The 18,119-nt window shown below is 64.3% G+C and carries 22 protein-coding genes; 9 read left to right on the top strand and 13 right to left on the bottom strand.

The window, feature by feature from the left end:
• Nucleotides 1-14 precede the first annotated feature (14 nt).
• Entirely contained in the window at nucleotides 15-893 is an 879-nt protein-coding gene (lgt, locus tag ACOI1H_RS02055; RefSeq protein WP_422435053.1) for a prolipoprotein diacylglyceryl transferase, read from the bottom strand.
• Between the two features lie 117 nt (nucleotides 894-1,010).
• On the opposite strand from lgt, the gene ACOI1H_RS02050 reads away from it, so the two are divergent.
• Nucleotides 1,011-1,256 carry an accessory factor UbiK family protein gene (locus ACOI1H_RS02050; protein ID WP_422435052.1) on the top strand — a complete coding sequence of 82 codons (246 nt, stop codon included), beginning with the start codon at nucleotides 1,011-1,013 and terminating at the stop codon, nucleotides 1,254-1,256.
• Between the two features lie 136 nt (nucleotides 1,257-1,392).
• Here the strand turns inward: ACOI1H_RS02050 and ACOI1H_RS02045 are convergent, their stop codons facing one another.
• Nucleotides 1,393-2,139, bottom strand: coding sequence for an esterase/lipase family protein (locus ACOI1H_RS02045; RefSeq protein ID WP_422435051.1), 747 nt, complete (start codon nucleotides 2,137-2,139; stop codon nucleotides 1,393-1,395).
• Nucleotides 2,140-2,218: 79 nt separating this feature from the next.
• Between ACOI1H_RS02045 and ACOI1H_RS02040 the strand changes: the two genes are divergently transcribed.
• Entirely contained in the window at nucleotides 2,219-2,665 is a 447-nt protein-coding gene (locus tag ACOI1H_RS02040; protein WP_422435050.1) for an NUDIX domain-containing protein, read from the top strand.
• On the opposite strand, the gene ACOI1H_RS02035 is transcribed toward ACOI1H_RS02040, so the two are convergent.
• The 5 genes from ACOI1H_RS02035 to ACOI1H_RS02015 form a co-directional block, all read right to left on the bottom strand.
• Nucleotides 2,635-3,492: a DMT family transporter gene (locus ACOI1H_RS02035; protein WP_422435049.1), complete on the bottom strand. Its 858-nt coding sequence runs from the start codon at nucleotides 3,490-3,492 to the stop codon at nucleotides 2,635-2,637. The genes ACOI1H_RS02040 and ACOI1H_RS02035 overlap by 31 nt on opposite strands.
• A complete protein-coding gene (locus ACOI1H_RS02030; RefSeq protein WP_422435048.1) occupies nucleotides 3,489-3,968 on the bottom strand; it encodes a GNAT family N-acetyltransferase in 480 nt (159 codons plus the stop codon). Before ACOI1H_RS02030 ends, ACOI1H_RS02035 begins: the two co-directional genes overlap by 4 nt.
• Before the next feature lie 428 nt (nucleotides 3,969-4,396).
• Nucleotides 4,397-6,046, bottom strand: coding sequence for a chaperonin GroEL (groL, locus tag ACOI1H_RS02025; RefSeq protein WP_422435047.1), 1,650 nt, complete (start codon nucleotides 6,044-6,046; stop codon nucleotides 4,397-4,399).
• A 67-nt stretch (nucleotides 6,047-6,113) separates the two neighbouring features.
• Entirely contained in the window at nucleotides 6,114-6,398 is a 285-nt protein-coding gene (gene groES / locus ACOI1H_RS02020; protein WP_089901424.1) for a co-chaperone GroES, read from the bottom strand.
• 287 nt (nucleotides 6,399-6,685) lie between these two features.
• Nucleotides 6,686-7,342 (bottom strand): DUF2161 domain-containing phosphodiesterase, encoded by a 657-nt coding sequence (locus ACOI1H_RS02015; RefSeq protein ID WP_422435046.1) that lies wholly within the window; start codon nucleotides 7,340-7,342, stop codon nucleotides 6,686-6,688.
• A gap of 81 nt (nucleotides 7,343-7,423) precedes the next feature.
• Here ACOI1H_RS02015 and ACOI1H_RS02010 point away from each other — a divergent pair, with 81 nt between their 5' ends.
• The 6 genes from ACOI1H_RS02010 (at nucleotide 7,424) to ACOI1H_RS01985 (ending at nucleotide 12,405) form a co-directional block, all read left to right on the top strand.
• Nucleotides 7,424-8,341, top strand: a complete 918-nt coding sequence (locus ACOI1H_RS02010; RefSeq protein ID WP_422435045.1) for a manganese-dependent inorganic pyrophosphatase — start codon at nucleotides 7,424-7,426, stop codon at nucleotides 8,339-8,341.
• 137 nt (nucleotides 8,342-8,478) lie between these two features.
• Nucleotides 8,479-9,354: a TIGR01459 family HAD-type hydrolase gene (locus ACOI1H_RS02005; protein WP_422435044.1), complete on the top strand. Its 876-nt coding sequence runs from the start codon at nucleotides 8,479-8,481 to the stop codon at nucleotides 9,352-9,354.
• Between the two features lie 93 nt (nucleotides 9,355-9,447).
• Nucleotides 9,448-9,891: a MaoC family dehydratase gene (locus ACOI1H_RS02000; protein ID WP_422435043.1), complete on the top strand. Its 444-nt coding sequence runs from the start codon at nucleotides 9,448-9,450 to the stop codon at nucleotides 9,889-9,891.
• A gap of 45 nt (nucleotides 9,892-9,936) precedes the next feature.
• Nucleotides 9,937-10,875: a bifunctional riboflavin kinase/FAD synthetase gene (locus ACOI1H_RS01995; protein WP_422435042.1), complete on the top strand. Its 939-nt coding sequence runs from the start codon at nucleotides 9,937-9,939 to the stop codon at nucleotides 10,873-10,875.
• Nucleotides 10,868-11,353, top strand: coding sequence for a YcgN family cysteine cluster protein (locus tag ACOI1H_RS01990; protein WP_422435041.1), 486 nt, complete (start codon nucleotides 10,868-10,870; stop codon nucleotides 11,351-11,353). The genes ACOI1H_RS01995 and ACOI1H_RS01990 overlap by 8 nt, the downstream gene beginning before the upstream one ends.
• A gap of 2 nt (nucleotides 11,354-11,355) precedes the next feature.
• Nucleotides 11,356-12,405: a threonine aldolase family protein gene (locus ACOI1H_RS01985; protein WP_422435040.1), complete on the top strand. Its 1,050-nt coding sequence runs from the start codon at nucleotides 11,356-11,358 to the stop codon at nucleotides 12,403-12,405.
• On the opposite strand, the gene ACOI1H_RS01980 is transcribed toward ACOI1H_RS01985, so the two are convergent.
• Both ACOI1H_RS01980 and ACOI1H_RS01975 read right to left on the bottom strand, forming a co-directional pair.
• A complete protein-coding gene (locus tag ACOI1H_RS01980) occupies nucleotides 12,383-13,159 on the bottom strand; it encodes an alpha/beta fold hydrolase (RefSeq protein WP_422435039.1) in 777 nt (258 codons plus the stop codon). The genes ACOI1H_RS01985 and ACOI1H_RS01980 overlap by 23 nt on opposite strands.
• Nucleotides 13,159-13,758, bottom strand: coding sequence for a 2-hydroxychromene-2-carboxylate isomerase (locus ACOI1H_RS01975; protein WP_422435038.1), 600 nt, complete (start codon nucleotides 13,756-13,758; stop codon nucleotides 13,159-13,161). The genes ACOI1H_RS01980 and ACOI1H_RS01975 overlap by 1 nt, the downstream gene beginning before the upstream one ends.
• A 101-nt stretch (nucleotides 13,759-13,859) precedes the next feature.
• Between ACOI1H_RS01975 and ACOI1H_RS01970 the strand changes: the two genes are divergently transcribed.
• Nucleotides 13,860-14,876 carry a ribose-phosphate pyrophosphokinase gene (locus tag ACOI1H_RS01970; RefSeq protein ID WP_422435037.1) on the top strand — a complete coding sequence of 339 codons (1,017 nt, stop codon included), beginning with the start codon at nucleotides 13,860-13,862 and terminating at the stop codon, nucleotides 14,874-14,876.
• Here ACOI1H_RS01970 and ACOI1H_RS01965 read toward each other — a convergent pair.
• The 4 genes from ACOI1H_RS01965 to ACOI1H_RS01950 form a co-directional block, all read right to left on the bottom strand.
• Complete coding sequence (locus tag ACOI1H_RS01965) at nucleotides 14,873-15,220, bottom strand: H-type lectin domain-containing protein (RefSeq protein ID WP_422435036.1); 348 nt, start codon at nucleotides 15,218-15,220, stop codon at nucleotides 14,873-14,875. The two genes, ACOI1H_RS01970 and ACOI1H_RS01965, sit on opposite strands and share 4 nt — an antisense overlap.
• Nucleotides 15,221-15,346: 126 nt before the next feature.
• Nucleotides 15,347-15,787 carry a F0F1 ATP synthase subunit epsilon gene (locus tag ACOI1H_RS01960; RefSeq protein ID WP_422435035.1) on the bottom strand — a complete coding sequence of 147 codons (441 nt, stop codon included), beginning with the start codon at nucleotides 15,785-15,787 and terminating at the stop codon, nucleotides 15,347-15,349.
• A gap of 9 nt (nucleotides 15,788-15,796) precedes the next feature.
• Nucleotides 15,797-17,221, bottom strand: a complete 1,425-nt coding sequence (gene atpD, locus ACOI1H_RS01955; RefSeq protein WP_422435034.1) for a F0F1 ATP synthase subunit beta — start codon at nucleotides 17,219-17,221, stop codon at nucleotides 15,797-15,799.
• A 16-nt stretch (nucleotides 17,222-17,237) separates the two neighbouring features.
• The gene (locus ACOI1H_RS01950) at nucleotides 17,238-18,116 is read right to left on the bottom strand and encodes a F0F1 ATP synthase subunit gamma (protein WP_422435033.1); all 879 of its coding nucleotides are present in this window, start codon (nucleotides 18,114-18,116) and stop codon (nucleotides 17,238-17,240) included.
• Nucleotides 18,117-18,119: the final 3 nt, after the last annotated feature.

Below are 18,119 nucleotides of genomic sequence, written 5' to 3'. Positions count from 1 at the left end.
ATGGTCGGCCAGCGTCACCGGCGGCGCGACAGCACGATCAGGCTGACCCCGAACAGGAACATCGGCAGCGACAGGCTCTGGCCCATCGTCAGCCCCCAGTCGCCGAAATCAAGCGCCCAGCCCAATCGGTTGTCGGTGCCACGAAACTGCGCGTCGGGCTGGCGGACGAATTCCACCAGAAACCGCGCCAGCGCATAGCCCGCGCAGAAGACACCGGTGATGAACCACGGAAACCGCAGCCCGCCACGGCGGTAGACAAGGAACAGCAGGACGGTGCCCAGCACAAGGCCTTCAAGGGCCGCCTCGTAAAGCTGGCTGGGATGACGGGCGCACAGGCCCACGAGGTCCGGACAGTCCTGTGCGGCGTCCGAGGGGAACACGACCGCCCAGGGCAGGTCGGTCGGCCGCCCCCAAAGCTCTCCGTTGACGAAATTCGCGATCCGCACCAGCAGGATCGCGGGCGTTGCGGCAAGGCAGGTCACGTCGGCCATCGACCCGATTGACACACCATTGCGCCGGGCGAACAGCCAGACTCCCAGTACCACGCCAAGGAACCCGCCGTGGAACGACATGCCGCCGGTCCAGATCGCCGGAATTTCCAGCGGATTGGCCAGATAGTAGGCGGGCTGATAGAACAGGCAATACCCCAGCCGCCCGCCTGCGATCACGCCGACGACGATGTAGGTCAGGTAGTCTTCCAGACGCGCCGCGGCGACGGGCGGGTCGCCGCGCCACAGGTCCGGCCGCGTCAGTGCCGCCGCGATCATCCTGTAGCCGATGGCGATCCCGACGATATAGGCCAGCGCGTACCAGCGCAGCGCAAAGGTGGTCCCGAAGACCGAGATCGAGAATATCTCGGGCGAGATGTCGGGGAATGGGATGGCGGCGAGCATGGTGCCATTCCTGTGGCGCGGCCCGCGTGAAGTCAACCGCCCGCTTGCGACATGAGCGACCCGGCCCCATATACGTCATGCAACGGGGTTTTTCCCCGCCCAAGGATGGAGAGACCCATGCAACCCAAAGGCAAGATTTTCGACGACCTGAGTTCCCTGATGACCAACGCGATGGGCGTGGCGCAGGGGGCCCGTGACGAGGCGGGCAACGCGATGAAGTCCATGCTGGACCGCTGGCTGGCCGACCGCGACTTCGTCACGCGCGAGGAATTCGACGCCGTCCGCACGATGGCGCAGAAGGCCCGCGAAGAGAACGCGGCCCTGGCGGCGCGGATCGCAGCGCTGGAAGCAAAGCAGGGCTGAGGCGGCCCCCGACAGATTGCAAAGGCTCCGCGCTGAAAGGCACGGGGCCCTTCTCTTGCGCAAGACACGCACCTCCCATTTCATCTGGCCAAATAAACTCCCGCCGGAGGCTCCGGTTTTCTCGGAAAACCGGACTTTAGTCGCGACCCAGGATCACGCCCGTCAGGCTAAGCCCCCGATCGAAGCGACCGTTTTGCAGGAACGCCAGCGTCTGCGCCATGACCAGCGGATTGTTCATCATGAAGGTGTGGGTGACGGGCAGGACGATATGATCCTCCATCCCGTCGAGCCGGGTGCTGGCGACGCTGACCTTGCCGTCGTCACCGCCGTCGATGACGGCTGAATAGACGGAATTCAGGCTGCGCGATCCGGCAATGATGCCCAGTTCGTAATCCTCGGCACCGGGCAGCGCGTTCGGGAAGCTGTCTTCGTCCGTGCCAAGCTGCAGCCCCGCCGGTCCGTTGATCCACTGGAAGGGTGCCCACTCGCCGAACACATCGACAAGGGCCGACCCTTCGTTGGGCGGGGCCAGCATGACGACACGCCCCAGCCGTTCGGGGTGGTGCCGGACAAGATAGGCGCGGATCAGGATACCGCCCATCGAATGGGTCACGACATTCACGCGCCGGTCGCCGCAGGCGGCGATGTCCTGACCCACGTTCTCGGCCACCAGCTTCTGGATCGTCTCCTCGGTCGAGGGGTAGCCACGGTTCACCACGAAAAAGCCCTTGCCTTCGAGGTAGATCTGCATCGGCGTCAGGCTGATCTCACTTCGCGCCAGGCCATGCAGCAGGACGACGCATTCCTCGGACTGGGCGACCACGGGGGCCCCTCTGGTGCAAGCGACCAGAAGGGCCAGCAGGATCGGTGCAAGGTATTTCATGGCACACAGATAGCATCGTGACGGGGCGAACACAGGCCCCACCTTGCACAATCGCGCGACAGGGATCAGGTTGCAGCGCATGTCCCGCCCGCCCCGCATTGCCGTCCGCGCCGTCATCGTCCATGACGACTGGCTGCTGCTGGTGAACGCCTATCCGAACCGGACCGACCTGTGGTGTGCGCCGGGCGGCGGGGTGGAACCGCACGCCAGCCTGCCCGACAACCTCACGCGCGAATTGCACGAGGAAACGGGGTTGCAGGCCACCGTCGGCGCGGTCTGTCTGGTCAACGAGTTCCACGATACCGCGCGGGACTACCACCAGATCGACATCTACTTTCGCTGCACCGTGACCGATCCGGCCATCGCGGGCGGTTGGATCGACCCCGAAGGCGTCGTGGCGCATCGCCGTTGGGCGACCCGCGCCGAACTGGCGACGATGCGGGTCAAGCCGGACGCGCTGGCGGCCGTGGCTTTTGGTGATGCCGACGCGATCAGCTACGACCCGTTGGAGCCGATCCTGCGCTGACGCAGCACCGACAGGCCAATGCCACCCAACACAAGGACCGCCGCGGCGGCGATGCGCAGCGTCAGCGGCTCTGACAGCAAAACGATCCCTGCCAGGACCGCGATCACCGGCACGCTGAGCTGCGCAATGGCCGCGATGGTGACCGGCAGCGCCGGCAGTACGCGATACCACAGCGCATAGCCAAGGCCCGACGTCACCGCACCCGCCACCAGTGCCACCCCGACGCCTTGCGCCGGCAAGGGGCCAAGGTCGGCGCGCAGGGTCACCGCCACCAGCATCAGCGGCAGGCACAGCGTGAAGTTGGCGGCGGTCGCACCGCTGGCATCGTGTTCCGCCTGTCCCAGCAGGGTATATACTCCCCACCCGATGCCCGCGGCGATCATCGTCAGGGCGCCGCCCGGATCGACCCGGACGACCCCGGCAGGCCAAAGCAGGACGACCAGACCGACCATCGCAACCGCCATGCCCGCCCAGCGCAACGCCGGCACCGCCAGCCCGCGTCGCACGGCGGTTCCGAACATGACGATCTGCACCGTGGCGAACAGGATCAGCGCACCCAGCCCTGCCCCAAGGCTTTGATACGCCCAGGAAAACCCGATCATGTAGGTCGCGAGCGTCATGGCTCCCATCCAGCGGCGGCGGCTGCGCAGCACCGGCCAGCCCGCGGTGCCGGTCAAGGCCAGCAGAATAAGCGCACCGGCACCGACACGCAAAGCGCCGAAGGTCACCGGGTCCATGTGGAAATGCGCCACACCGATCCGATTCAGCACCGAATTGCCGGCGAAGGCGATCATGACCACCGCGACCAGACCCGCTTGCAACATCATCCAAAAGCCGCCGGATAGCGCAGGACCGCCTGGGGTGCTGCGCCGCCGATACCAGCGACAAGCGTGTGCGCGATCGGATAGGGTGAGGTCAGCGCCTGGGCCTTGGCCACCGAGAATTCTGCCTTGCCGTAGAATTCCGGCTGGCCCAAAACGACCACCGGCGTCGCGGTCTGGTCGGCCCAGGCCGCAAGTTGCGCAATCAGGCGACGTCCGTGCCCCCGGCCCTGCCAGTCCGGCGCGATGGCCACGGGGGCCAGGCAAAGCCAGCCGACAGGGGCGATCATCGCCGAGAGCGCATAGTAGCCGATCACGCCTTCGCCCAGAGGAATCACCTGTTCGCCCCGCATGGCACCGGCTGCACGCAGGTCGTGCACCAGCTTCACTTCGGCCTCACCGCCAAAGGATGCCGTCAGCAGCGCATCAATGGCGGATAGATCATGGGGCGTGGCGGGTCTGATGAAACCGGGGAACTGCATGACCCATCATGCCGCGTTGCCGCTCTATTGCCCAGACCGTGCGCCTGAGTAGTCAGGCCGAAGGATCCGTCGTTCATTCTTCGGGACGAGCATTGTCTTAGGTCTCTTTGACCGGAGGTATCGCAGCGGTCGCGGTGTGAGGGGTGCGATGCAGGACATGATCATCGGAGGGGCCGCAAGTATCTGATCCCACTTTGCCGAGGGCCGCGCAGCGCCAGAACGGAGATGCGCCGGAGAGGTGCTGCAACTGGGCACCGCGCAGGCAGAAAGGGCCTGCGGCATCTGCCGCAGGCCCCCATTTGCCGTCATGGTCCGACCGGCATGCGCGTGGCGCACATCGGTCGGGGATGCGTGGGGGTCCGAGGGTCGCGCGCGACCCCCTGCCCCCGTCAGAACCGTTTCGGGCCGGACAGGCCCAAAGCCGGTTCTTACATCATGCCGCCCATGCCGCCCATGCCGCCCATGTCACCCATGCCGCCGCCGTTGCCGCTGTCCTTGGACGGACGATCGGCAACCATGGCTTCGGTGGTGATCAGCAGACCGGCGACCGATGCTGCGTCTTGCAGCGCGGTGCGCACGACCTTGGCCGGGTCGATGACGCCGAACTTGAACATGTCGCCATATTCTTCGGTCTGCGCGTTGAAGCCGTAGTTCGGATCGTTGCTTTCACGGATCTTGCCCGCGACGACCGACCCGTCAACGCCGGAGTTTTCGGCGATCTGACGCAGCGGTGCCTCGAGTGCCTTGCGGATGATCGAGATGCCGACGTCCTGATCGGAGTTCGCACCCTTCAGGCCATCGAGTGCCTTGCCGGCCTGCACGAGAGCGACGCCGCCACCGACGACCACACCCTCTTGCACGGCTGCGCGGGTTGCGTTCAGGGCGTCGTCGACGCGGTCCTTACGCTCTTTCACTTCGACTTCAGACATGCCGCCGACGCGGATGACGGCCACACCGCCGGCCAGTTTGGCCACACGTTCCTGCAGCTTTTCACGGTCGTAGTCAGAGGTGGTCTCTTCGATCTGGCCACGGATCTGGTTGACCCGTGCTTCGATCTCGGCCTTTTCACCGGCACCGTCGATGATGGTGGTGGTGTCCTTCGTGATCGTGACGCGCTTGGCGGAGCCCAGCATGTCGATGGTCACGTTCTCCAGCTTCATGCCGAGATCTTCCGAGATCACCTGGCCACCGGTCAGGATCGCGATGTCCTGCAGCATGGCCTTGCGACGGTCACCGAAGCCCGGTGCCTTCACGGCGGCGATCTTCAGGCCGCCACGCAGCTTGTTGACGACCAGCGTGGCCAGAGCCTCGCCTTCGACGTCTTCCGAGATGATCAGCAGCGGCTTCTGCGACTGGATCACGGATTCAAGCAGCGGCACCATCGGCTGGAGCGAAGAAAGCTTCTTCTCGTGCAGCAGGATGATGACGTCGTCGAGCTCGGCGGTCATCTTCTCGGTGTTGGTCGTGAAGTAGGGCGACAGGTAACCACGGTCGAACTGCATGCCTTCGACGACATCGGTCTCGGTCTCGAGGCCCTTGTTCTCTTCGACGGTGATGACACCCTCGTTGCCGACCTTCTGCATCGCGTCCGCGATCTGACGGCCGATTTCGGCTTCGCCGTTGGCGGAAATGGTGCCGACCTGCGCGACTTCGTCGCTGTCGGTCACGTCACGCGCAGCGGCCTTGATCGCTTCGACGACTTTGGCCGTGGCCAGGTCGATGCCGCGCTTCAGGTCCATCGGGTTCATGCCGGCGGCGACGGACTTCATGCCTTCGCGCACGATGGCCTGGGCCAGAACGGTCGCGGTGGTCGTGCCGTCACCGGCTTCGTCGTTGGTGCGCGACGCGACTTCCTTGACCATCTGCGCGCCCATGTTCTCGAACTTGTCTTCCAGTTCGATTTCCTTGGCGACAGAGACACCGTCCTTCGTGATGCGCGGAGCGCCGAAGGACTTGTCGAGGACGACGTTACGACCCTTGGGGCCCAGCGTCACCTTGACGGCGTCGGCGAGGATGTTCACGCCACGCAGCATGCGATTGCGGGCGTCGGTGCTGAATTTGACGTCTTTGGCTGCCATTTTCATGTGCTCCTTGAGATTTCAGTTGGGTTGGAAAAGCGGTGGGTCACTGGGACCCCCTGCGGCGTTACATGACGCCGAGGATGTCGCTTTCCTTCATGATCAGCAGGTCTTCACCATCGAGCTTGACCTCGGTGCCGGACCATTTGCCGAACAGGATGCGGTCGCCGGCCTTCACGGCCATCTCGATCAGCTCGCCGTTGTCCTTGCGGGCACCGGTGCCGACGGAAACGATCTCGCCTTCGGCGGGCTTTTCCTTGGCGGAATCAGGAATGATCAGACCGCCCTTGGTCTTGTCTTCGCCTTCGATGCGACGGACCAGCACGCGGTCGTGCAGAGGTTTGAATGCCATCTTGTGAACCTTCCTTGAAGCGTTTCATGTGTCATTAGCACTCACCTTGGTCGAGTGCCAGCGCGGCTTAGGTAGGCAATGGAACGGGCCCTGTCAACAGGATTGCGCGCCGGAAATCGCAGTCATCGTGCGTGTGGGCCCGGTCGGTTCGTAACGGGCGGATTGCCGCCAATGCCACGGCCTGTCCCGTGCCGTCTTCGTCCCGATCTGCTGGTTTTCCGACCACGGATTTTGCACCGGGCCAGACGACCGCAACCCCCTGTCCGATTCCGGCCCTGTCCGCTGGCCTAACCGTCGCCCCAGTCCGCGAGGCCCCGACGCCCGGCCGCGGTCAGGTCATAGACACCGCGACTGATCCGGATGAACCAGCCATAGTGGTCGTCCGCCATGATCCGGGTCGCACCCGGGATTTCGGCCCAGTCCTTGATGCGCGCACCGCTTGACGGGCCGTGGATCGCCAGAAACCGTGCGCAGGCCACCGCATCCTGCCGATAGCCCGTGACCAGCCCGTGCCGCGTCGCACCGCCGGCGTTGGGATCACCCCTCAGCCGGGCAAAGGCCTTCTTCAGCGCCTTCGCTTTCTTCGGAGCCTTGCGCGGCGTGAAGGGCACGGGTTCCGCCAGCACTTCAACCAGCCCGTCGCGCAGGCGCACGGTCATCACGCCCAGCCGCAACCGCCGCGCCATGCCGACGTTCGCCAACAATGCCTTGCGCTGTCCGTCGGCAGGGACCGCCAGATAGACGTCGTCGGTGACGGCCTGCCGCGCGATGCCCTGATGAAACAGGGGCAGTGAAAACCCCGTCTTCATTTCGACCACCAGCACCGCGTCGCCTTTGACGGCCACGACATCGGCGGCCCCGACCTCGCCCTTCACGTCATAGCCTTGCCGGGTCAGGTACGCCTTGATGGCGGGATAAAGGTCAGCTTCGCGCGGTTTGGTCATTGTCGTCCCGTCCTGCGTGACAGCAAGCGCCATCAACACTATAAGGCGGCCAAATCATCACTTGGCATAGGCGAAATGACAATGACCACCCTGATCTTCGGCCACAAATCCCCCGACACCGATTCCACCGGGTCACCGCTGATTTGGGAATGGTTCCTGAAGGACGCAGGCATCGACGCAAAGGCCGTCCTGCTGGGGCAGCCCAACACCGAGGCGGCCTTTGTCGCCCAGCGTTGGGGGTTCGATCTGCCCGAGATCGTGCGCGACATCGCGGACGGCCAGGCCTGCGTCATCGTCGACACCAACAATCCGGCCGAATTGCCAGAGAACATCAACGGAGCCGACGTCCAGGCGATCATTGATCACCACCTGCTGGTCGGCGGGATCAAGACCAAGGGCCCGATCGACGTGACCATCCGTCCGCTGGCCTGCACCGCCACGATCATGCACCAACTGATGGGCGACAAGGCCGCAGGGATGCCCGACGACATCAAGGGGCTGATGCTGTCGTGCATCCTGTCCGACACCCTCGCCTTCCGCTCGCCCACGACGACCCCGGTGGACAAGAAACTGGCCGAAAACCTTGCCGCCGATCTGGGCATCGACATCACCACTTACGCGGATGAGATGTTTGCCGCCAAATCCGACGTCAGCGCGTTCAGCGACGCCGAATTGCTGCGGATGGATTCCAAGGAATACGAGATCGAGGGCACCAAATTCCGCGTGTCCGTGCTGGAAACAACGTCGCCCGCCGCGATCCTCGACCGCAAGGACGCCCTCGTCGCCGCCATGCCCGCCGTCGCGGCCGAGGATGGCGTGGACCAGGTCCTGCTGTTCGTCGTGGACATCATCCGCGAGGAAGCCACGATGCTGCTGCCCAACGACCTGACCAAGCAGGTCGCCCGCGCATCCTTCGATGCCGACACCAGCAGCGACACGGTCGTCCTGCCCGGCGTCATGAGCCGCAAGAAGCAGATCATCCCGAACCTCAAGAAATAGGCGTCCCCCCTGCCACGTCACCGGAGGCACCTGCCTCAGCCTCCGGTATCGTCCACCCGCATTCATCTGGCCAGAAAACTCCCGCCGGAGGCGCCAAGACCGCACCCGGCGACACCCCCACCCGCAAAGGCACCGCCATGGCCCAGATCGTCCACAGCTTCCTTGACATCGCGGGCGACTACGACGCCGCCTTCGTGGACCTTTGGGGCTGCATGCACAACGGCCTCGCGGCCTTTCCCGATGCCGTCAAGGCGATGCAGGATTACCGCAGCGCCGGGGGGCGGGTCATCCTAGTGACAAACGCGCCGCGACCCTGGACGTCGGTGCAGACCCAGATCCAGCGCATGGGTATCCCCGACGACTGTTGGGACGCGATCGCGACCTCTGGCGACTCTGCGCGGGCGGCGATGTTCACGGGGGCGGTGGGACAGAATGTCTATTTCATCGGCGAGGATCACGACCAGTCGTTCTTCAAGCCCATGACGCTGATCGATCACCCGCTGGAAATCGCGCAGGTCCCGCTGGACCGCGCCGAAGGTATCGTCTGCTGTGGCCCCACCGACCCGCATGCCGATCCGTCCGTCTATCGACCGACGTTTCTGGCCGCAAAACAGCGCGGCCTGAAACTGCTCTGCGCCAATCCCGATATCGTCGTGGACCGCGGCGAAAGCCGCGAATGGTGCGCCGGTGCCCTTGCACGACTTTATACAGAAATGGGCGGCGAAAGCCTCTATTTCGGCAAGCCGCACCCGCCGATCTACGATCTGGCTCGCAAACGCCTTGCGGCGCTGGACGGCGGTGCGGATGCCACGCGGATCATCTGCATCGGCGACGGCATCCAGACGGATATCCTTGGCGCGCAGCAGGAAGACCTCGATTCCCTGTTCATTACCGGTGGCCTGGCCGCGGAAGAGACCGAGACGCAGGACTTGCACCCCGCCGGTCCCGCGCTGGAGTCTTATCTTGCACGCGAGATGGTCAGTCCGACCTATGCGATCGGCTTTTTGCGCTAGACCTAAGGCGCACTTGACTTTTTGCAGTCGCAGCGTAATTAAGTTACAAATCGAACCCCTGATGTGATGGTTTATGACTTAAAGGAACGCGACATGCTCGACAACGCCCCGCGCGGCACCATCGTGATCGAGGATCTGGCCGTCGGCATGATGCGGTCACTGCGCAAGGTCGTGACCGACACGGATATCGAGATGTTCGCGCAGGTCAGCACCGACCGTAATCCGGTGCATCTGGACGACGCCTATGCCCGCGACACCATCTTTGAAGGACGGATCGCGCATGGCATGCTGACCGCTGGGCTGATTTCGGCCGTCATCGGGGAACAACTGCCGGGGCATGGCACCGTCTACCTTGGCCAGACCCTGAAATTCCTGGCCCCCGTGCGTCCCGGCGACATGGTGACGGCCGAAGTCGAGGTGACGGCCATCGACTACGGCAAGCGCAAGGTCACGATGGAGACCCGGTGTCTGGTGGACGGAAAGAAGGTTCTGATCGGCGAAGCGGTCGTTCTGGCGCCCTCTGCCAAGTTCGACTGATCCCGACCGCTTGCGCCTGTCTCGGGTGCGGGTTACGCAATCGCCATGCGCATCATCCGTGACACCCTCTACCTTGACCCTGCCGACCGGGGTGCCGCTGCCGCCATCGGCAATTTCGACGGCGTCCATCTGGGGCACCGGGCCGTCATCGACGCCGCGCGCGATGCCGCCGCGCGGCGGAACGCACCGCTCGGCCTGATGACGTTCGAACCGCATCCCCGCCAGTTCTTTGCCCCGGATGCCCCACCCTTCCGACTTATGAACGCCGAAGGGCGGGCCAACGAGCTGGCGAAACAAGGGGTCGAGAAGTTGTATGAGGTGCCGTTCAACGCGGCGCTTGTCGCGCTGACACCGCAGGATTTCGCGCAGACGATCATTCACGACCGGCTGGGGCTGGCGCATGTCGTCGTCGGTGCCGATTTCTGCTTTGGCCGTGACCGCGCGGGCAGCGCCGCCGATCTGGAACGTTTCGGGGCCGAGATGGGCTTTGGTGTCACCATCGCCCCGATGGTCAAGCTGGAGGCGGGGCGTGTCAGTTCCACCGCGATCAGGGCCGCCTTGACGGATGGCCGCCCGCGCGACGCGGCCGCCATGCTGGGCCATTGGCACCGCATCGTGGGCGAGGTCATGCGCGGCGACCAGCGCGGGCGCGAATTGGGGTATCCCACCGCCAACATGTCCATCGTGGGTCTGCATCCGCCCGCGTTCGGTGTCTATGCCGTGCGCATCGACATTGCCGACGGTCCGCACAAGGGACGCTATGACGGGGCCGCCAGCATCGGCGTGCGACCGATGTTCAACGGCGAGGTTCCGAATTGCGAGACCTTCATCTTCGACTTCAAGGGTGATCTTTACGGGCAGCACATCAGCGTGGCGCTGGTCGATTACCTGCGCCCCGAGATGACGTTCGACGGCTTGCCCGGCCTGATCGCCCAGATGGACGCCGACTGCGCCCGCGCCAAGGAAATCCTGTCTCATGTCTGACGCATCGAGCCCCAAGGCGATCGACCGTTCCGGCCTGCGCCCCCGGTTCTGGAAAACCGTGCCGATGGCGAAACTGACAAGGCCGGAATGGGAAGCGCTATGCGACGGCTGCGGCAAATGCTGCCTCAACAAGCTCGAGGACGAGGATACAGGCGATGTCGCGCTGACCCGCGTGGCGTGCCGTCTTTTGGACAACGACACCTGCCTGTGCGCGCAGTATCCGATCCGTCACCAGTTCGTGCCGGAATGCATCGTGCTGACGCCCAAGACGATCAAGGACAACATGTACTGGCTGCCGCAGACCTGCGCCTATCGTCTCGTGGCCGAAGGGCGCGACCTGTATCCGTGGCACCCTCTGCTGTCGGGCGACCCTGACAGCCCGCATGCGGCAGGCGTCACCATGCGCGGCCAGACCATCCCGGAGTTCGAAATCGACGAGGCGGACTGGGAAGATCACATAATCGAGGAGCCGACCTGACCATGTTCTTTGCATCCGACAACGCAGGCCCCGCGCACCCCAAGGTGATGGAGGCGCTGAACGCCGCCAACGACGGCTATGCCAGCGGATACGGCGCGGATGCGGGCATGGGCCGGGTGCGCGACATGGTGCGCGACGTGTTCGAGGCACCGGAGGCCGCCGTCTATCTGGTGGCGACCGGCACCGCAGCGAACGTGCTGACTCTCGCGACACTGGCCAACCCGTGGGAGACGATCTTCTGTTCGCCCATGGCGCATATCCACGAAGACGAGTGTAACGCGCCCGAATTCTTTACTGGCGGCGCCAAGCTGACGCTGGTGGATACGGTCGACGCCAAGATCACCGCGCGGGGTTTGCAGAGGGCGATCGAGAAGGAACAGACCCGCGGCGTCCACGGCCCCCAGCGCGGGCCGGTATCGATCACGCAGGCGACTGAAAAGGGCACGGTCTATACCGCCGCTGAATTGCATGTCCTGACCGACGTGGCCCGGCGCTATGGGCTGAAGGCGCATATGGACGGCGCGCGGTTCACCAATGCGCTCGTGGCCCTGGGCTGTTCGGCGGCAGAGATGACATGGAAGGCCGGGATCGACGCCGTCAGCTTTGGCGGGACGAAAAACGGTCTTCTGGGGGTCGAGGCCTGCATCTTTTTCGACCCATCCGTCGGGCTGGAGTTCGAGCTGCGGCGCAAGCGCGGGGCGCATCTGTTTTCCAAGCACCGCTTTCTGTCAGCCCAGATGGAGGCCTATCTGACCGACGATCTGTGGCTGACGATGGCGCGGCAGGCCAACGACGCCTGCGCGCATCTGATTTCGGGGCTAGAGCATGTGCCGGACGTGCAGGTCCTGTTCGCGCCCCAGTCGAACCTCGTGTTCTTCGATGCGCCGCGCAGCCTGCACCAGAAGGCGCTGGCTGCGGGCGCGGTCTATTACGTAACTTCGGGCGATCCCGACAGCGGTCCGGCGGATGAACGCCTGACCGGGCGGCTGGTCTGCGACTGGTCGACGGATCACGCTGCCATCGACCGCTTCATCGCGCATCTGAAAGGATGATCGCGGCCACATCGGCGGTGTGGGTCATCGGCACCATGTGACCGGCCCCGCCGACCACATGGTCGCGCGCTTGCGGGACCGCCGCGCGGATCGCTGCGTGTATGGCCGGGATGATCGGCAAAGAGGTCTCGCCCCGGATCAGGGTCACCGGCACGGTGATCCGACCAAGCCGGTCGGCTACGCCGTGAATGTCGTCCTGAATGGCCGGCACGCCGGCCATGATCAAGGGCATCCGCCTGATGAAACCCGCGCGGCTGTGATCCGGCATTGCGGACCAATCACCGTCGCCCCAGTCGCCATGAAACAGGCGGGCGGCGATTTCCATGTCACCGGCGTCGACGGCGGCCATGATCGGGCCGAAGCGCGCACGGTGATCGGCCTGCGCGGCAGCGTCGGTGGCAAGGGCGAAATACACAGGCTCGATCAGTGTCACGCGGCTGACCCTGTCGGGGTGATCCAGCGCCATGCGCAGGGCGATCGTCGCGCCGAAGGAATGGCCGATCAGGTGCATCGGGCGGTCGCACAGATCGGCAGCGGCTGTCATGTTTGCGGTCTGGTAATCCTCGCCCCCGTTCCAGTCCTGTGATTTTCCGTGGCCCAGCAGGTCCATCAGCACCGCGTTCCCCGGCAATGCCTGCGCCAGTGGCAGCAGCGCCTCTGACCGGGCAAGCGTGCAGTGCAGCAGCAGATACCGGGGGTCCGGTCCGGTGCGCAGGACGTTCACGTCCAGCCCCGCGTGGCGTTCGACCGGCATCAAATGCGGCCCGACAGATGTGCCTCCAGATCGTCAAGGCGGTCCTCGCCCCAGAACCGCTGATCTCCGTAGGTGATGAAGAAGGGTGCGCCGAAGACACCGAGGCGGACGGCCTCCTCCGTGTTGCGGTGATAGGCTTCGGCCCCCGCCAGCAGGCCCTTGTCGGCCAGTGCCGGATCGAAGCCTGCCTGTGTCAGGCAATCGCGGATCACGTCATCGTCTGCGATGTCGCGGTCCATGGCCCAGCAGGCGCGGGTCATGGTCGCCACAAGTGTCGACAGACTGCCGCCGCCGGCCTCTTGGGCGGCGATGATCGCATAGGCGCTGGGGGCCGGGTTGGTGGGGAAGAAGGCGGGTTTCACGTTCAGCGGCAGGTCGCGCAGTGCGGCGCGGCGCGCGAGGTCCTGAAGGCGGTAGTCCTGCCGGCTGGGATGGCGTTCCGGCACGGGCTGGCCACCGGTACGTGTGAAGACACTCATCAGATCGACCGGGCGATAGGTGATCGTGGCCCCATGCGCGCGGGCGATTTCCTCGGGCCGGATACCGCAGAGATAGGTGTAGGGGCTGATCGTGGCGAAGAAGTAATCGATGTGGGCCATTTCGTTCAGCCTTTCAGGTGTTGATGTTTTCGGGACCGTAGCGGTGTGCTAGGCGGTGTCAACGCGGGCGATTCCGCCGCTGCACCACAAGGACTCCCCAGATGGCTAACCTGCATGAACCCAAGCTGATTTCCGGCAACGCGAACCGACCGCTGGCCGAAGCCGTCGCCGCGCGCATGTCGATGCACCGGGGCATGGATGTCAGCCTTGTGGATGCGCGGGTCGAACGGTTCAACGACGGCGAGATCTTTGTCGAGGTGTTCGAGAACGTGCGCGGCGAGGACATGTACATCATCCAACCGACCAGCAATCCGACGAACGACAACCTGATGGAACTGCTGATCATCGCGGACGCGCTGCGCCGGTCGTCAGCGGCGCGGATCACGGCCGTCATGCCCTACTTCGGCTACGCCCGGCAAGATCGCCGCAGCAAGGCGCGGACGCCGATCACCGCCAAGCTGGTAGCCAATATCCTGGTCGAAGCGGGGATCGAACGCATCCTGACGCTGGACCTGCATGCGACGCAGATTCAGGGGTTCTTCGACATTCCGGTAGACAACCTTTATGCCAGCCCACTGTGGGCGCTTGATGTGATGCACAACTTCAAAGGCAACATGGAAGAGGTGATGGTCGTGTCCCCTGACGTGGGCGGCGTCGCACGCGCGCGCGATCTGGCGCAACGGATCGGGGCCCCCCTGTCGATCGTCGACAAGCGGCGCGGCAAGCCCGGCGAAGTCGCCGAGATGACCGTGATCGGCGACGTGAAGGACCGGGTCTGCCTGATCGTGGACGACCTTGTCGACACGGCCGGCACCCTGTGCAAGGCGGCCGAAGTCCTGATGGAGAACGGGGCCAAGGAGGTCCATTCCTACATCACCCACGGTGTGCTGTCAGGCCCGGCGGTCGAGCGCGTCAGCAAGTCTGTGATGAAGAACCTTGTCATCACAGACACCATCGCGCCCAAGGCCGAGGCGCTGGCCTGCCCCAATATCCGCATCGTCAAGACGGCGCCGATCTTTGCGCAGGCGATCCTGAACACCTGGAACGGCACTTCGGTGTCGTCCCTGTTCAACCACAAGACACTGCAACCGATCTACGAAGGCGTCTACAGCCGCTAAAGGTCCCAGGTGTCGTCGTTACGGATCGGCCCGATGCTGATCCAGGCGACGCGCACGCGGGCGACACGGGTGTCGCCCCAGGTGCGAAACACGATGTCGAAGCCGTCGCGCGTCACCAGTTCGGACGTCACATCCGCGCGGGCGTTTGCTCCGTTCGAGATGTCCCACATCGACAAGGAAACCTGCACGACGGGTGGCGCATCGTAGCTATCGGCAAAGCGCACGCTGCGGCGGGTCAGACGGGGGCCCTCACCGGTCCACATCTCTCCGTCATCCTCGAAATCGGAAAAGAGGACGAGGTCGCCCTGATCCACCCCGACGGTGTGATTGCCGAATTTACGCATGATGTCCTGGTCCGGAAAATCGATGGTCGCTCATATTCGCGTCATTGGGGTATATTGATGATGTGGCAAAGCGAAAAGGCCCCGCGGTGCGGGGCCTTTTGCATGTCTGTTACCGAAATACTGCGGTCAGCCGAAATTGGATTGCTTGGGGTCCAGACCGATATGGGTGCCGACGGCCACCATGTCGGACATCAGCTTGGCCGCGTCGTCGACCGGACCGGGCTCGTTCTCGAAGGTCTCGCGGGCCTTCTTCATCTCGGCACGGGCGTCGTCCATCATGCGGTCATAGACATCCTGGGACATCTCGCCACGCGGCAGTGCGCTTTCGGCCAGGACCGATACGGAGGTCGCGGTGATTTCGGCGAAGCCGCCAAGCACGACGTATTCGTCGATGCCGCCGCTGTGGATGACCTTCAGCACGCCGGGGCGCAGGGTGGTGATGGTGGGCGCGTGGCCCGCCATCGCCGTCATGTCGCCGTCGGCACCGGGGATTTGCACCTCGGAGGCCTCGACCGAGGCCAGACGGCGCTCGGGCGAGACGAGATCGAATTGCAGATGATCTGCCATGATCGCTCCTTACGCCGCGTCTGCGGCCATTTTCTCGGCTTTGGCTTTCACATCGTCGATGCCGCCGACCATGTAGAAGGCACCTTCCGGCAGGTGATCGTATTCACCGGCCACGACGGCCTTGAACGAGGCAATGGTGTCTTCCAGCGCGACCTGCACACCGGGCGAGCCGGTGAAGACCTGAGCCACGTCGAAGGGCTGGGACAGGAAGCGTTCCAGCTTGCGGGCGCGGGCAACGGTCAGTTTGTCGTCCTCGGACAGTTCGTCCATCCCGAGGATGGCGATGATGTCCTGCAGCGACTTGTAGCGTTGCAGGATCTGCTGCACGTCGTTGGCGACCTTGTAGTGCTCTTCACCCACGATGCCCGGATCGAGCAGGCGCGAGGTGGAGTCCAGCGGGTCCACGGCCGGGTAGATCCCCTTTTCCGAGATCGCACGGTTCAGAACCGTCGTCGCGTCGAGGTGGGCGAACGACGTGGCGGGTGCCGGGTCGGTCAGGTCGTCGGCCGGCACGTAGATCGCCTGCACGGACGTGATGGAGCCGTTCTTGGTCGAGGTGATGCGTTCCTGCATCTGGCCCATGTCGGTGGCCAGCGTCGGCTGGTAGCCCACGGCAGAGGGGATACGGCCCAGAAGTGCGGACACTTCGGAACCGGCCTGCGTGAAGCGGAAGATGTTGTCCACGAAGAACAGAACGTCGGTGCCGGACTGGTCGCGGAACTGTTCCGCCATCGTCAGACCGGACAGCGCGACGCGCATGCGGGCACCCGGCGGCTCGTTCATCTGACCATAGACGAGAGCCACCTTGGACTTGGTCAGGTCTTCGGCGTTGATGACGCCGGATTCGATGAATTCGTAGTAAAGGTCGTTGCCCTCACGCGTCCGCTCGCCCACGCCGGCGAAGACGGAGTAGCCGGAGTGCACCTTGGCGATGTTGTTGATCAGTTCCTGGATCAGAACCGTCTTGCCCACGCCGGCACCGCCGAACAGTCCGATCTTGCCGCCCTTGGCATAGGGGGCCAGCAGGTCGATGACCTTGATGCCGGTCACCAGCACTTCGGACGCGGTCGACTGCGATTCGAAGGATGGTGCGGTGTTGTGGATCGAGCGGCGCTCGGTCTCGCCGATCGGGCCCTTCTCGTCGACGGGGTCGCCGACGACGTTCATGATGCGCCCGAGGGTCGCGTCGCCGACGGGCACGGTGATCGTGTTATCCATGTCGGTGACTTCCTGACCGCGGACCAGACCTTCGGTCGCGTCCATGGCGATGCAGCGCACGGTGTTCTCACCAAGGTGCTGCGCCACTTCGAGGGTCAGCAACTTGCCGTTGTTGTCGGTGGTCAGCGCGTTCAGGATCTCGGGCAGGTGGTCCCCGAACTGGACGTCAACGACGGCACCAATCACCTGCGTGATCTTGCCTTTTGCGTTTGCCATAAGTGTTTCTCCAGTCTTAGAGCGCTTCAGCGCCCGAAATGATTTCGATCAGCTCGTTCGTGATCTTCGCCTGACGCGAGCGGTTGAACTCGATGGTCAGGTCTTCGATCATGTCGCCCGCGTTGCGCGTCGCGTTGTCCATTGCAGACATCCGCGCGCCCTGTTCGGAGGCCGCGTTTTCCAGCAGGGCCGCAAAGATCTGCGTGGCGACGCCGCGCGGCAGCAGGTCGGCGAGGATCGCCTCTTCGCTGGGCTCGTAGTCGTAGAGCGTGTTGGTGTCAGACGCGTCAGCCACGGCGTCGAACTTTGCCGGGATGATCTGCTGTGCGGTCGGATGCTGGGCCACGACGTTTTCGAAGCGGGCGAAGAAGATCGTCGCCACGTCGCATTCACCGGCGTCGAAGCGGGTCAGCACGTCCTTGGCAACACGCTGCGCATCGACGTAGGACATCCGTTTCACGTCGGACATGTCGATGTGACCGACGAAGTGGTCGCCCAGTTCGCGCCGCATGCTGTCGCGACCCTTCTTGCCGACCGTCAGGATCTTGACGGTCTTGCCTTCGGAGATCAGCTTCTTGGCACGGACGCGCGCCAGCTTGGCGATGTTGGCGTTGAAGCCGCCACACAGGCCGCGTTCCGCCGTCATTACCACCAGCAGGTGCACATTGTCCGATCCGGTGCCGGACAGCAGCTTTGGCGCAGAGGGCGAGCCCTCCGCTGCCTGGCTCAGACCTGCCATGACCGCGTTGAACCGCTCCGTATAGGGGCGCGCGGCCTCGGCTGCGTCCTGTGCCCGCCGCAGTTTCGCGGCGGCCACCATCTGCATGGCCTTGGTGATCTTGCGGGTCGACTTGACCGACGCGATCCGGTTCTTAAGGTCCTTGAGACTAGGCAAAAC

Origin of the sequence: Loktanella sp. DJP18, from assembly GCF_049310965.1 — a bacterium.
GTDB lineage: Bacteria > Pseudomonadota > Alphaproteobacteria > Rhodobacterales > Rhodobacteraceae > Loktanella.
This window is presented reverse-complemented; position numbering and strand designations above follow the sequence as displayed.

Bases quoted from the DNA above. Each gene is read 5' to 3' on its own strand.
- ACOI1H_RS01960 (WP_422435035.1), bottom strand. From the start codon at position 15,787: ATGGCAGATCATCTGCAATTCGATCTCGTCTCGCCCGAGCGCCGTCTG.
- ACOI1H_RS01965 (WP_422435036.1), bottom strand. From the start codon at position 15,220: ATGCGTAAATTCGGCAATCACACCGTCGGGGTGGATCAGGGCGACCTC.
- ACOI1H_RS01985 (WP_422435040.1), top strand. From the start codon at position 11,356: ATGTTCTTTGCATCCGACAACGCAGGCCCCGCGCACCCCAAGGTGATG.
- atpD (WP_422435034.1), bottom strand. From the start codon at position 17,221: ATGGCAAACGCAAAAGGCAAGATCACGCAGGTGATTGGTGCCGTCGTT.
- groES (WP_089901424.1), bottom strand. From the start codon at position 6,398: ATGGCATTCAAACCTCTGCACGACCGCGTGCTGGTCCGTCGCATCGAA.
- lgt (WP_422435053.1), bottom strand. From the start codon at position 893: ATGCTCGCCGCCATCCCATTCCCCGACATCTCGCCCGAGATATTCTCG.
- ACOI1H_RS02010 (WP_422435045.1), top strand. From the start codon at position 7,424: ATGACCACCCTGATCTTCGGCCACAAATCCCCCGACACCGATTCCACC.
- ACOI1H_RS01980 (WP_422435039.1), bottom strand. From the start codon at position 13,159: ATGCCGGTCGAACGCCACGCGGGGCTGGACGTGAACGTCCTGCGCACC.
- ACOI1H_RS02015 (WP_422435046.1), bottom strand. From the start codon at position 7,342: ATGACCAAACCGCGCGAAGCTGACCTTTATCCCGCCATCAAGGCGTAC.
- ACOI1H_RS02035 (WP_422435049.1), bottom strand. From the start codon at position 3,492: ATGATGTTGCAAGCGGGTCTGGTCGCGGTGGTCATGATCGCCTTCGCC.
- ACOI1H_RS01990 (WP_422435041.1), top strand. From the start codon at position 10,868: ATGTCTGACGCATCGAGCCCCAAGGCGATCGACCGTTCCGGCCTGCGC.
- ACOI1H_RS01970 (WP_422435037.1), top strand. From the start codon at position 13,860: ATGGCTAACCTGCATGAACCCAAGCTGATTTCCGGCAACGCGAACCGA.
- ACOI1H_RS02030 (WP_422435048.1), bottom strand. From the start codon at position 3,968: ATGCAGTTCCCCGGTTTCATCAGACCCGCCACGCCCCATGATCTATCC.
- ACOI1H_RS02005 (WP_422435044.1), top strand. From the start codon at position 8,479: ATGGCCCAGATCGTCCACAGCTTCCTTGACATCGCGGGCGACTACGAC.
- ACOI1H_RS02050 (WP_422435052.1), top strand. From the start codon at position 1,011: ATGCAACCCAAAGGCAAGATTTTCGACGACCTGAGTTCCCTGATGACC.
- ACOI1H_RS02045 (WP_422435051.1), bottom strand. From the start codon at position 2,139: ATGAAATACCTTGCACCGATCCTGCTGGCCCTTCTGGTCGCTTGCACC.
- ACOI1H_RS01975 (WP_422435038.1), bottom strand. From the start codon at position 13,758: ATGGCCCACATCGATTACTTCTTCGCCACGATCAGCCCCTACACCTAT.
- groL (WP_422435047.1), bottom strand. From the start codon at position 6,046: ATGGCAGCCAAAGACGTCAAATTCAGCACCGACGCCCGCAATCGCATG.
- ACOI1H_RS02000 (WP_422435043.1), top strand. From the start codon at position 9,448: ATGCTCGACAACGCCCCGCGCGGCACCATCGTGATCGAGGATCTGGCC.
- ACOI1H_RS02040 (WP_422435050.1), top strand. From the start codon at position 2,219: ATGTCCCGCCCGCCCCGCATTGCCGTCCGCGCCGTCATCGTCCATGAC.
- ACOI1H_RS01995 (WP_422435042.1), top strand. From the start codon at position 9,937: ATGCGCATCATCCGTGACACCCTCTACCTTGACCCTGCCGACCGGGGT.